The following is a 12610-nucleotide window of genomic DNA, read 5'->3' as shown; positions in this document are numbered from 1 at the left end:
TTTGAGAAAATCGTTCTATCACTTCTTAATGAAATATAGGCATCCAGCACCAAAGGATGCCATTAGTCGATTTGCCAATGATGCCTACGTAGATCATAGCTTTCCGAAGACATCAACTGACTATAGTGAATTATCCTCCTATTTGGAGTTAAATGGCCATTACTTAGAGAGCATGTCTGTATTTGATGACGTATGGGATTTATATATAAATGACTAGGTCATAAACTAAATTTGAATAAAAACGGTTGACACGTTTCTTCTATGAAGAGACGTTTTTTTATTGCTTGCATATACTATTGTAATCAGTAACCACGACAAACATTGGGGTGAACCATTGACATGAGTGAGAAAAAAAAACCAAAGTATAAAATCGGTGATACTGTCGTGGTCACCATGTATGGTACGGTAGGCAAAGTAACAAATCTAAAGTGGCTTGATGGAATGTATGTATATGAAATAAATAAGAGTGAAGGATTATACATGGAATCAAGTCTCCAAATGCTTTCCGATTATGAAGGTGATCCGATCGAAAGAGAAGAGATTGATATAGAATACAAGTTTTTTATTGGCGATCTTGTCCAAGTGAAAGGTTATGGGGCGGATCTGTTTAAGGTAGTTGGTTTTCGAACAGAAATCTGGCGTTATAAGGAGGATGCATGGGAGGACGTCATTTATGAGCTCTCACGTATCAGTGATGGGGAATGGCTAGAAGTGAATGAAGATGAGTTGACGCTGATTGCCGATGCCGATAGCGCAGATACGTTTATACAAAAGCTTGGACTTTTGTATTCACTAGATAAGAAGAAAAAAACTCTTAAACTACCTGAACCGAAAAATGTGTATAGAAAAGCTGAAAGAGAAATTTTAAATGAAAAAAAACAATCAAGTGAAATGATTGATGCCTTATTAGACTTGTATAATGACTATCGTATCCTATATGAAATGTTTCATGATGAAGATTATGTAAAAGTCATGAAGCTAGTATTAAAAAAACTTCAACAGTTAAAGACAAACGATGGAAAAAGCAATGTGTAATCAGTTTAAATAAAAGAAGATGAAATAAATAAAAAGCGGAACTCCTGTCCAAATAGCTCCTTGAAAAAAGAAAGACGTAATCTTCTCAAATGAATTCATTAATATACTTTCTTCACTATTTATATCCTCACTAAATGATTGAACCAACTTTGAAAAGGTTGTCATAAGAACTCCTCCTAGAATCTTTGTTTGTATTTCATCTTTATGCTTGTCCAACTAAAAACATTCCAAACGTATGAAAAGAAAATTTGAACAAAGGTGCTGTATTTTTAAGGGAATTAGCATGAAAAGGCTTTATGCATCATACATTTTGAACAAAAGGGGGGCGAGTCAATGAAGGAGATTGAGGTATTCATCGATACAGATGAAATAGCAGAGTTTTTCTTTCAAGAGCTGATGAAAAGGGGCTATGTACCCTCAGAAGGCGAAGTGGAAGAACTCGCTGATATTACTTTCGAATACTTAATCGAAAAATGCATTATAGATGAAGAAATCGAAGATGAATAGCTTAAGAAAATCATTGTATAACCCCAATAGAAAGGACGAAGCCATCAGCTTCGTCCTTTCATAATGATTCAGAAATGTTGTCCAGGGCAGAATACAAAAGATAATGACGCAAAGCGATTACCGTTAAATCATAGTCAGTCACCTCTGGAAGTTCATTGAAAAACGATAAAACATCCATGTTTTTTTGCTGAAACCAGTCAACTTTATTTGTATACTGATGCGTCACATCTTCCCAAACACTTTCAAGGGCTGGACTAAGCAGTTTTTCATTGGCGTTCTCCAGTTTCGTAAAAAGAAAATCCCAGTAGTCGCTTCTAGAACCCGTATGCGGTTGATTGTGAGCAAATTTAATTGTTTCTGATATATATTGTTCTTCGAATAAAATTTGATAAAGCTCCTTCCCTAGTTCAACCCGCTTTTTCACATGTTCAAATTCCCTAACCGTCTTTCCACTAATGCGATACCGGTATTTCTTTGAAAGTTTGTATGGAATAAAGATCGTTGTAAATCCAAGATTTTCTTGTAATTTGTAGGGCAGCTCTTGAAGAAGAGAGGTTGATTGATAAATTCCTTTGATCACTCGTTCCTCTAACATAAATTGTTCATTAATAATCATGGCTACGGTTATTCCCCTTGAATTCTTTTTTAAATAAAATTCGGTCCAAAAGGGTTGCATAAATGTTGATACATGAAACGCAGATAAAAGGTGGAAAAGTGGTTTTCCTATTCTCTTGCTGTATTCATAAAGAAGCAATTGTGGAAAGGCATCTTGAAAAATGAATGCATTTGATCGTTCGAGGAATAAAAAGTAGCGATTTATTTGAGAATCAGACAGGAAGTCCTTTAAATAAGAGCTCTTTAAGTCGGTCATGTAATATCCTCCGTTACGGGACACGATATGAGCCAGGAAGGACCAATGAACCTCTTGATTTCTGGTGAAAAACTCATAATATGCTTGGGTTCTCGTGATGTTATTTTTGTTATACGCATGAGTTTCTTTTGTAATTTGTGCGACGATGTTTTTTTCTTTTTGATCCGTATAAAAAATCGGCGATGGGGAAAGCATGTTTAATTGTTCGATAAACATTGATTTTTCCTTTAAACTATATATCTCTTTACGTTTAATCGATGGAAGCATCCAGAGGGAAATCTTTTCTTGAAGAAGACCCAAAAAAGGAATAGAAGAAAAATTCATATTTTGCCACCTTTCTATGAAACCTTCCATCCGAAGTAACGTATATATTTATATCAACCATTAGGAGGATTGAGTGATGTTAAAAAAAATCCTAAAGTCAATATTGGGAAGTTCTCATCATCGAAAGTATAGTTCAAGTGATTATTACAAGCGTCGGAATATGCATAAACATAGTCATTACGGTCATGCACATTACAAAAGAAAACATAAAAGCAGCTTTTTTAGCTCGAAAAGCTTTTTTAGCAGTTAGTATCATATATGAAAAAAGGTCGTAAAACATGATGATTTTTAAGCCTGCTATCTTGGCCTTCTCTTCACTAATTGATAAGGAATTAGTTGAGGGAGAGAAAATTAATGAGCGTTATATAATAGAAAAGTTTTTAGGAATGGGCAGCTATGGCCATAGTTATCTCGTTTATGATTCCTATTTAGAAAAAAAAGTTGTTTTAAAGCTAGTTCGATTTCATAAAAGGATCACGAAAAAAGGAATACGAATTCATCAGTATGAAATTGAGATACTGAAAAGCTTACAGCATTCCTCCTTTCCTACCGTTTTTGATGAAGGCATGTGGGGAAGGATTCCTTTTTTTACAATGGAGTTTATCCACGGAAAAACATTTGAGCAGCTTATCTTTACCGACGGACAGAGGTTTACCGAAGAGGAGTCTTTGTTATATGGATTAAAGCTTCTTGAACGAATAGAGTACCTTCATCAAAAAGGCATCGTCCATAGAGACTTAAGAATTCCAAATATAATGCTTGAAGGAGATGACTTAAAAGTAATAGATTTTGGATTGGCGAAGTGGTTATCACATGCTGATAATAAAAAGAGGGAACTTAAAAGCGAGATATCTCCTCAGGCTGACTACTTTCAGTTAGGCCATTTTCTCCTATTTTTGCTTTATTCCAATTATGAAACAAATGGTAGTGAAAAGGAGCGACCATGGGAGGAAGAGTTATCATTGTCATTAGAAACCAAACAGTTAATCAAAAGATTACTTCAAGTCGACGAACCTTTTGAAACGTTTAATGATCTTAAAACTTGTTTCTTACATGCGGTGAATAAAGGGAGGAAAAAACATGTCACTTTTTAATAAAGTATTTGCAAGTATTGGGATTGGCTCGGCAACGGTAGATACGAAGCTTGAAAAAGACGTCTTCGTACCAGGGGAGGAAATAAGAGGGATTGTACAAATAAAGGGTGGAAAGCTTGAACAGCTAATTGATGATATTTATCTGAATCTACATACAACCTATTTAAGAGAGTCAGATGATAAAAAGCATATTGTCAAAGGGGATATCGAAAGGTTCCGCCTTATTCAATCCGTTACAATTGGTGCAAATGAGACGAAAGAAATCCCATTTGTTATTAGGGTACCGTTTGATACTCCAATCAGCATTGGACGAACAAAAGTATGGGTAGAAACGGGATTAGATATAAAAAATGCGGTTGACCCTTCAGACAAGGATTATATTAATGTAGTCCCTAATCGATTAATGAAAGGTGTATTAGATACAGTTGCTGATCTGGGTTTTCGATTGAGAGAGGCAGATTGTGAAGAGCTTCCATACCGCAAAAGAAGACGATTACCCTTTGCACAGGAATTTGAATTCGTTGCTGTTTCGGGATCCTTTAGAGGCAAACTAGATGAGCTAGAATTAATATTCTTTCCGCAATCAGATGAGCAAATGGATCTTGCTTTACAAATAGACCGGAGAGCAAGAGGATTAGGTGGGTTTTTAGCAGAGGCTCTTGAAATGGATGAAACAAATATCCATTTGAGTATCCATAGTAGCGATCTTCCTATTCTAAAATCAAAGCTTGAATCCATAATTAGTCAATATTCTTAACTATATTACAACACTTTTTTTGTCAAAGCGGTATCTCGACAAAAAAAGTGTTTTTTTGATGAAGGATTCGACAGGGCTAAAGTCTAATCAAAAAGGGAGTGGATAAAAAAGGGGGGCTTAAAGGTTGTTAAAGGAACGGAGCAGGCTATTAAAGAAAACGTATGAAGTAATGATCTTTCAAACACCCAAATTCAGGCAGACTAAAGGGTATAAACAGGTGTACCGTATGAATGTAACGGGCAGTTCACATCTGCATATTTTAGAAGATGTGTTTCGTATATTTAATGTAAAAGACAGCATTCCAAATGATTATCAAGGTCGCTATATGGGAACAGGGGATATTATTTATATTGACGAGGGGAGACAGGGCACTACTTACTATCAACTTCAGCCGGGTGGTTGGAAAAAAATAAGCCGAATTCATGTACTTTAACAAGACTGTGGAGACACTCCGCAGTTTTTTATTTTTGCAGTAAATATGGTATAGTTTATTTGGTGAATATTATATCTGTAAACTAAAACGGGAGTGAAAACCAGATGAGTGTACATATCGGCGCAAAAGATAATGAAATAGCGGAAACAGTTCTTCTTCCAGGAGATCCTTTACGAGCAAAATATATCGCAGAAACCTTTTTAGAAGGTGCTACTTGTTATAATGAAGTTAGAGGAATGTTAGGATTTACAGGAACATATAAAGGGAAGCGAGTATCTGTACAAGGAACAGGTATGGGTGTTCCATCAATCTCTATTTACATAAACGAATTAATGAATAGTTATAATGTTCAAAACCTGATTCGAGTTGGAACCTGTGGGGCTATTCAAAAGGATGTTAAGGTTAGAGACGTGATTTTAGCCATGACCGCTTCCACAGACTCTCAAATGAATCGACTAACATTTGGTGGAGTTGATTATGCACCTACAGCAAACTTTGATCTTTTAAAGCGTGCATACGATGTTGGTTTAGAAAGAGGATTAAATCTAAAAGTTGGAAATGTCTTTACTGCAGACATGTTTTATAACGATAACAGTGAACTTGAAAAGTGGGCAAAATACCAAATTTTAGCGATCGAAATGGAAACAGCAGCCTTGTATACATTAGCCGCAAAATTTGATCGTAAGGCCTTATCGGTACTAACAGTGAGCGACCATATCCTTACGGGTGAAGAAACGACAGCAGAAGAAAGACAAACTACTTTTAATGATATGATTGTTGTTGCTTTAGATGCAGCGATTCAATAATTAGCAAGCAGCTTCTAGATGTAGAAGCTGCTTTTCTATTCTGTTTTTATCAAAAAGGGTGCTGCATTTTTTTAATGATGTTAAAATAGAAATATTGTATTAGAAAAAGAAGATAGGTGGGAAACATGCGTAAATACTTATTATCTATAGCAGGGATTACCCTTTTATTGTCCGGGTGCGATTTTAGTAAAATCCCATACTTAAATAACAACCAGAAGGAAGAAACAACTCAAGAAGACGAACAGAAGGAATCAGAACCTATCGTAAACGAGGATAACAATGGACAGACGGATTCAGAACAGGGAGATGGATCTCAAAATCTAGATGGGAGCACACCTGATGGACCTACTCTAGAAGCTATTTACTTTAACGATGTAAAAGAAGTGAATGGAAAGCAAGTGATTCAAAACCCATTAAATGTACTTGCCCTTGTAAATAAAATGTTTGCATTGCCGGATAATTATAATCCAACAGACCTTGTAAAGCCGAATGTTTCTTTTTCATTCGGAAATGAAACAATAGAAAAAAGTTTAATGCGGAAGGAAGCAGCGCTAGCTCTTGAAAAAATGTTTTCGGAAGCAAAAACGAATGGAATTGAACTGTATGCCGTATCGGGGTATCGTTCATACGAGAGACAGCGTATCATATTCGACGCAGAAGTAAAGAAAAGTGGCGAAGAGAAAGCAGCTCAAGTCGTAGCTGTACCTGGAAATAGTGAGCACCAAAGTGGACTTGCGATGGATATTTCAGCAAAAAGCGCGGATTTAGGATTAACAGAATCGTTTGGAGAAACAATTGAAGGAAAATGGCTTGCAGCAAACGCGCATAAGTATGGATTTATCCTACGCTATCCAAAGGGAAAAGAATCCATAACCGGTTATCAATATGAGCCATGGCATTTTCGTTATGTTGGTGTATCCGCTGCTCAAACCATCTTTGAAAAAAACATTACTCTTGAAGAGTACTTTAACATCGTTGAAAAAATCTAATGTTCAAATAGAGAATATCAAAATCTTTGTTAAAACAAATGCAAAGATGTTATTCTAAACAGTAAGAACAAGCCTATGGAATGAAAGTGGTGAAGCATTTGGAAAATGAACAACGACCAGAGGAACAAACAGGTTCTAGTAAATCAGCATATATACAAATAAAGAAATTTCATTTCGTTATGTTGTTGTTTTTAGTGGTATTTTTAGCAGCCGGTATTACTACGTTTGCACTTGCATTTGGTGATGAAAAAGTAGTAACTGCTGGTACGGAGAGAAAAGAATTTGAGAAGTTATACAATGCTTTTGATACGATCCAAGATAATTACTTTAAAGAGGTCGATGAAAAAAAACTAGTTAATGGGGCAATTGATGGAATGCTCCAATCACTGGATGATCCATATTCTGACTATATGAATGAAGAAGAAGCATCAAGCTTTCATGAGAGTATTTCTTCTTCATTTGAAGGGATAGGGGCCGAAATTCAGGAAAAGGATGGTTATATTATCATCGTGTCTCCTTTAAAGGGATCACCTGCTGAAAAGGCTGGTTTAAAACCGAACGATAAAGTAGTATCCGTAGATGGAAAAAACATTCAAGGAATGGGATCCACAGAGGCTGTATTACTTATCCGTGGAGAAAAAGGGACAACTGTTAAGCTAGTCGTACAACGACCTGGTGTGTCAGAACCTCTAAACTTTTCAATTGTAAGAGATACAATCCCGATTGAAACAGTCTACGGAGAAATGGTAACTGATACGATTGCGAAAGTTCAAATAACGACTTTCTCTGAGAATACCTCAACTGAGTTAATCACGATCTTAAATGATCTGCAAGCTAAAGGAATGAAAGGTCTAGTTCTTGATTTAAGGCAAAATCCAGGGGGGCTTTTAAACCAAGCGGTTGCTATTTCGAGCTTGTTTGTCCCGGAAGGAAAAGTGCTGTTTAAGGTTGAGGACCGAGATGGAAATATTGAAGAGGTTAAATCAGAGCAAAAGGAAAATCCAGATATCCCATTAGTTGTAATTATTGATAAAGGAAGTGCTTCTGCTTCAGAAATACTAGCAGGAGCGGTGAGTGAATCGGCAAACGTCCCATTGGTTGGAGAAAAATCATTTGGTAAAGGGACGGTACAAAGAGCCCAAGATTTTTCTGATGGTTCGAATATGAAGTATACAACAGAAAAATGGTTAACCCCAGAAGGAAATTGGATTCATGAAAAGGGGATTGTTCCTGATTATGAAGTTGCAATGCCAGAATACGCAAATATATCCTATATTGATCCAGAGCAGGAGTTAAAACTTTCGGTTGCTTCCAATCAGGTAAAGGCTGCTCAGCAAATGTTAAAAGCTCTTGGTATTGAACCAGGACGAGAAGATGGATACTTTGATGAAGCCACTCAAAAAGCTGTTATTGAATTTCAGAAACAGCAAAAAATTGAGCAAACAGGTATTCTAAAAGGTGAGTCAACCATTTTATTAATGGAGAAATTAAGAGAACTCCTTAAAGCAAACGACCCACAGGTTCAAAAAGCAGTGGAACTTCTACAACAACAAGAGGTAAAGTAATAAGTGAGAGCTTTCCCATTATTCGGGAAAGCTTTTTTTATGTAAAAATGTACAAAACGACAAACACTAATCTCTAAGTTGATAAGAAAATTTAGTTCCAGACGAGGTGAATACAATGAGACGTATAATGGCCGTTTTCCTGATTTTTTTATTAGCAGGCTGTGGTTATTACTCCTCGAAAGAGAACAATGAGAATAATCAACCCAATACTAAAAACAGAACTGTTGAAAAAACCAGTGAAGAGATGCCAGTGGAACGGTTTCGTCCATTTCAATCATATAAAAAGGACGTAAATGTCCTATTACTTGGGGTTGACAGCAGAGGGGAATCAACCTCAAGATCTGACACCATTATGCTTGCAAAATACGAGCCATTAAACAAAAAGGTGAAGCTGGTTTCCTTAATGAGAGATAGTTATGTAACGATACCAGGATATGATAAAAGTAAGTTAAATCACGCTTATTTTTATGGTGGGGACAAGTTATTAAAGGAAACAATTGAAAAAAATTTCAACGTAAAAATAGATCACGTAGCCTTAATTGATTTTCAAGGGTTTATTGAAGTGGTAAATATACTTGCTCCACAAGGATTAAAAGTAGATGTATCAAAACCTATGATGAAGGATTTACGTATTTCAGGTGAACCGGGAATGTATGTGCTTAAAGGCCAACAGCTTTTGGATTATGTAAGATTCAGGCATGATGCAAAGAGTGATTTTGGAAGAGTTGAAAGACAGCAGGAGGTCATTATTTCTTTAAAGGATGAAGCGGTTGAAACACTTGGTTCATTTGATGGAATTGTAAAATTGCCAGAAATTTTAACAGAGGTAGCTAACCATGTGGACACCGACATTGTTCTTAAGGATTACTTGACACTTGGAGCAACTTTTATTCTAAACCCTGTATCAAATGTTGAAACATTACGAGTACCAGTTGAAAATAGCTACACAAATAAATATACTAAGCATGCAGGAGAAGTATTAAATATGGATATGCAGAGAAATCAGGATGCTATTTCTGAATTCCTATCAAAAGAGGTAAGTGAATAGGGAAGTTGTTCTTACATCTTCTCTATTTTCCTGGAAAATGTAATTATCGTAATGGGGGAAAATAGGTTATGAAACAAACGGAAATTTATATATTATCGGGGTTTTTAGGAAGTGGTAAGACGACTCTACTAAAGAAACTTTTGCAAGCGGAGAAGGAGAGAGGCAGGAAGGTTGCCGTACTGATGAATGAACTTGGAAAAGTATCCATTGATTCAGACGAAGTAACTGATGACGTACCATTAAAAGAGTTACTAGGTGGATGCATTTGTTGTACGATCCAAGATAAACTTGAAGCTCAACTTCAGGAGCTATTAATTACTCATCAACCGGATTGTATATACATAGAAACAACAGGAGCAGCACATCCAGTCGAAACTTTAGATGCTGTGCTATCCCCATTATTTGCAACCCAACTTGATGTGAAAGGGATTCTTACCGTTGTTGACGGTAGACTTTGGTTAGAGCGCCGAACATTCTCTCCTCAAATCCAGCAGTTGATTACAGAACAAATTAGACATGCGGATTTAATTGTCATTAATAAATCAGATGAACTAAGTGAAGGTGAAAAGGTACTCATTACGACTGGTATTCAATCTCTTAATGAAAAGGCAAATGTGATTTTAACTACCTACTCTAGTGTGTCAATGAAGCAAATCCAATCTCTGGCATATCAGAAAAAGTCTCATTTGACCAAGAGTCATGTTGAAAATGATTTGAAATTGAGTACATTTGTTTATTCGTTTTCAAAGGCAGTTGATATGGATGAATTTGAAAGCTTCTTACAAGCATTGCCCGACACGATTTATCGAATCAAGGGTTATGTAAAATTTTCTGCTACGTCCTATCCTTACTTATTTCAGTTTTCGTATGGAATGCCGATTTACATAAAAGAAGAGATGAATATGCCGTTAAATCTAGTATTTATTGGGGAAAACATTCTGTGGGATGAAATTTCTAGAAAGCTTCAGGAGTTGGAAAAATAGTAACTTTAGTAAAGGAAATTGGAAAGCTTGAACATGGTGCCCAAGCTTTAATTGTTTTGATTCTGTCCAAATTTAACAAATGTTCTTTCGTCTTCAATGAGTCCACAAGCTGCACATTGTACTTTATAAGATGGGCCTTTGTAAGCCATATGAAATGGAGAAAGTTGCTCTTGTGAGTACTCCTCCATCACGTCACCGGTTTGAGGATCTAGCTTTACTGATTGTGGTTCTTGCTTAATAAGATTAAAACGACTTCGATTCGTTTTACAATTTGGACAACGATAAGGCTCAGCCATTTGTGATTCTCCTTTCGCTTGTTTTATGATGTATATTCTTTCCTTTTTTATATCGAATATGTATTTGAATAATAACAAATAGAATGGTTGTGAAAATAAATGAAGAAAGTGTTAGAAGGATATCGATCTCTTTGGAATAATCGTCTACTTAATGAGGGAGATGATGAGGATGTTCTTAGAGAGGCGATATCACGTGAACTTAAGGATGAGTTTTCCCATCCTCGCGTTCGAAAACAGCCCCATGAAAAATATTACTTAGCAACAAAAAGGGTGATTGATTCTGACATCGAATCTGATTTGAAACTTTCACTCCTTACCATCCATGTTGAAGAAATGGAGAAGATATTGTCCGTAACAAGGAAGCTGTAGCTTCTTTTGTTACGGAAGTAAGGTGAGCACTGAAAAGAAATGAAGAATGGTCCCAGCAATAACAAAAAGATGCCAAATGGCATGGTGGAATTTAAACCCTCTCCAAACATAAAAAATGGAACCAAAGGTATATAACAATCCTCCGATAACGAGTAAATACCAGCCAGATGGCTCCATGCCAGTAGAAATCGGCTTATAGGCAAATACTATTAACCAACCCATCACTACATATAAAGCAGTGGAGATGAATAGAAATTTCTTCACATAAAAGGTTTTAAAAACAGTTCCCCCAATCGCTAATCCCCAAACGATTCCAAACAAAGTCCAGCCTAGTGCACCTTTGACTAGTAAAAATAAAAATGGAGTGTAGGTCCCAGCGATAAAAAAGTAGATGGATGAGTGATCGAAGATTTCAAATAAATCCTTTACCCTTCCTTGTGGAAAGCTATGAACCAATGTAGAAGAAATATATAAAAGAACCATTGTTGAGCCATATAATGTAAAGCTAACAATATGCCATACATTTCCGTAAAGAGATGAAAAGACAATAAGAAGAACGAGAGCAGTGATGCTAAGTAGGGCTCCAATTCCATGGGTAATTGAATTTGCTATTTCTTCTCCTTTTGTAAAAACATGAGTTTCAGCCAAGATCATCACTCCGTTTCGTTATATTCATAATCATGCTCTTACTTTACTAAAGTTTGACCAACAAATAAAACATTTTAATATATTTTTGTATTTCACACTTATTTCACACACAAGTCGTATAATAAGCGGTATTCGAACTGTAATGAGGAGTATTATGAAAATGAAGGTAAAAAAAATAATGCTGATTACTATTTGGGCACTTCTCTTTATCGTTTCGGGGTGTTCTAACGATCAACCAATCATTCCGGAAAATAAGTCGCTGGCAATTACAGTCAACATAAAAGATATGTCACTTTCTTTTGTTGATCTTGAAGAAGCAATAGTAATCGAAACTTGGACAATGGACAAGCCCTATACTGGGGGTGTTTTATTACCAGATAATGATTCGCTTCTTTTGTACGGAAAGCAGGTCGAAACGGTTGATATTTACTCTTTACGAACAGGAAAGCGTATTAACAGTTGGGAAACAGGCAGAGGAATCGTCGAAGGAGTTCTACTGTCTAATAGTGAGGAAATTGCCTTTTCTGATCAAGAAAAGCAGTCTGTAAGATTCTTTCGTTTCGATGGGAAGGAAATCAAAGAAGTGGTAAAGACCGGTAATCCGCTAGCGTTAATACCTACTAACTCACAATTATTCGTAGTAAGTTATAATTCTAAAAAGCTAACCATAATTGATCTCCAAAGCAAAGAAATATCGAGTCAATTTTCGATTCATTCGGCGGCTACTGGTGCGATTATTCAGGAAGATAAGAATGAAATATGGATTGGTGGCCATGGGCTAGGCTCTGAGCTCGAAAGTTATATCCATGTTTATGATAGTAAAACAGGTGAGTTAAAACGGAAAATTTCAGCTCCTATTATGCCCATTAATTTATTACATAATAA

The 12610-nt window shown here is 36.1% G+C and carries 17 protein-coding genes; 13 read left to right on the top strand and 4 right to left on the bottom strand.

Annotation, left to right across the window (positions count from 1 at the left end; all coding sequences use genetic code 11):
* The first annotated feature begins 28 nt into the window (after window positions 1-28).
* Together ACGLXV_RS06340 and ACGLXV_RS06335 are read left to right on the top strand one after the other, a co-directional pair.
* Window positions 29-217 carry a YozE family protein gene (locus tag ACGLXV_RS06340; protein WP_240390825.1) on the top strand — a complete coding sequence of 63 codons (189 nt, stop codon included), beginning with the start codon at window positions 29-31 and terminating at the stop codon, window positions 215-217.
* 122 nt (window positions 218-339) lie between these two features.
* Window positions 340-1035, top strand: coding sequence for a hypothetical protein (locus tag ACGLXV_RS06335; protein WP_119708824.1), 696 nt, complete (start codon window positions 340-342; stop codon window positions 1033-1035).
* On the opposite strand, the gene ACGLXV_RS06330 is transcribed toward ACGLXV_RS06335, so the two are convergent.
* Window positions 1036-1200: a hypothetical protein gene (locus ACGLXV_RS06330; RefSeq protein ID WP_162927781.1), complete on the bottom strand. Its 165-nt coding sequence runs from the start codon at window positions 1198-1200 to the stop codon at window positions 1036-1038.
* A 168-nt stretch (window positions 1201-1368) separates the two neighbouring features.
* On the opposite strand from ACGLXV_RS06330, the gene ACGLXV_RS06325 reads away from it, so the two are divergent.
* Window positions 1369-1542, top strand: coding sequence for a YozD family protein (locus ACGLXV_RS06325; protein WP_084361903.1), 174 nt, complete (start codon window positions 1369-1371; stop codon window positions 1540-1542).
* A gap of 58 nt (window positions 1543-1600) precedes the next feature.
* On the opposite strand, the gene ACGLXV_RS06320 is transcribed toward ACGLXV_RS06325, so the two are convergent.
* Window positions 1601-2737: a DUF2515 family protein gene (locus ACGLXV_RS06320; RefSeq protein ID WP_162927780.1), complete on the bottom strand. Its 1137-nt coding sequence runs from the start codon at window positions 2735-2737 to the stop codon at window positions 1601-1603.
* A 278-nt stretch (window positions 2738-3015) separates the two neighbouring features.
* On the opposite strand from ACGLXV_RS06320, the gene ACGLXV_RS06315 reads away from it, so the two are divergent.
* From ACGLXV_RS06315 to ACGLXV_RS06280, 8 genes are all read left to right on the top strand, one after another.
* On the top strand, window positions 3016-3831 hold the full coding sequence (locus ACGLXV_RS06315; protein ID WP_119708822.1) for a serine/threonine protein kinase: 816 nt from the start codon (window positions 3016-3018) through the stop codon (window positions 3829-3831).
* Entirely contained in the window at window positions 3818-4588 is a 771-nt protein-coding gene (locus ACGLXV_RS06310) for a sporulation protein (RefSeq protein ID WP_391557968.1), read from the top strand. The genes ACGLXV_RS06315 and ACGLXV_RS06310 overlap by 14 nt, the downstream gene beginning before the upstream one ends.
* Before the next feature lie 124 nt (window positions 4589-4712).
* Window positions 4713-5021: a YodL domain-containing protein gene (locus tag ACGLXV_RS06305; protein WP_276131115.1), complete on the top strand. Its 309-nt coding sequence runs from the start codon at window positions 4713-4715 to the stop codon at window positions 5019-5021.
* A gap of 104 nt (window positions 5022-5125) precedes the next feature.
* Window positions 5126-5827 carry a purine-nucleoside phosphorylase gene (gene deoD / locus ACGLXV_RS06300; RefSeq protein WP_391557967.1) on the top strand — a complete coding sequence of 234 codons (702 nt, stop codon included), beginning with the start codon at window positions 5126-5128 and terminating at the stop codon, window positions 5825-5827.
* Window positions 5828-5952: 125 nt separating this feature from the next.
* On the top strand, window positions 5953-6816 hold the full coding sequence (locus tag ACGLXV_RS06295) for a M15 family metallopeptidase (protein WP_391557966.1): 864 nt from the start codon (window positions 5953-5955) through the stop codon (window positions 6814-6816).
* An 80-nt stretch (window positions 6817-6896) separates the two neighbouring features.
* Window positions 6897-8381 (top strand): lmo1851 family serine protease, encoded by a 1485-nt coding sequence (locus tag ACGLXV_RS06290; protein ID WP_391557965.1) that lies wholly within the window; start codon window positions 6897-6899, stop codon window positions 8379-8381.
* Between the two features lie 115 nt (window positions 8382-8496).
* Window positions 8497-9429, top strand: a complete 933-nt coding sequence (locus ACGLXV_RS06285; RefSeq protein WP_391557964.1) for an LCP family protein — start codon at window positions 8497-8499, stop codon at window positions 9427-9429.
* Between the two features lie 68 nt (window positions 9430-9497).
* The gene (locus tag ACGLXV_RS06280) at window positions 9498-10412 is read left to right on the top strand and encodes a CobW family GTP-binding protein (protein ID WP_391557963.1); all 915 of its coding nucleotides are present in this window, start codon (window positions 9498-9500) and stop codon (window positions 10410-10412) included.
* Window positions 10413-10459: 47 nt separating this feature from the next.
* Here the strand turns inward: ACGLXV_RS06280 and ACGLXV_RS06275 are convergent, their stop codons facing one another.
* Window positions 10460-10708, bottom strand: a complete 249-nt coding sequence (locus tag ACGLXV_RS06275; RefSeq protein ID WP_119708815.1) for a DNA alkylation repair protein — start codon at window positions 10706-10708, stop codon at window positions 10460-10462.
* Between the two features lie 99 nt (window positions 10709-10807).
* Between ACGLXV_RS06275 and ACGLXV_RS06270 the strand changes: the two genes are divergently transcribed.
* Window positions 10808-11077 carry a hypothetical protein gene (locus ACGLXV_RS06270; protein ID WP_119708814.1) on the top strand — a complete coding sequence of 90 codons (270 nt, stop codon included), beginning with the start codon at window positions 10808-10810 and terminating at the stop codon, window positions 11075-11077.
* Between the two features lie 9 nt (window positions 11078-11086).
* Here the strand turns inward: ACGLXV_RS06270 and trhA are convergent, their stop codons facing one another.
* On the bottom strand, window positions 11087-11725 hold the full coding sequence (gene trhA, locus ACGLXV_RS06265) for a PAQR family membrane homeostasis protein TrhA (protein ID WP_391557962.1): 639 nt from the start codon (window positions 11723-11725) through the stop codon (window positions 11087-11089).
* A 160-nt stretch (window positions 11726-11885) separates the two neighbouring features.
* Here trhA and ACGLXV_RS06260 point away from each other — a divergent pair.
* The coding region (locus ACGLXV_RS06260; protein ID WP_391557961.1) for a YncE family protein at window positions 11886-12610 on the top strand (725 nt) is incomplete at its 3' end.

Origin of the sequence: Robertmurraya sp. (assembly GCF_036676585.1) — a bacterium.
GTDB lineage: Bacteria > Bacillota > Bacilli > Bacillales > Cytobacillaceae > Robertmurraya_A.
This window is presented reverse-complemented; position numbering and strand designations above follow the sequence as displayed.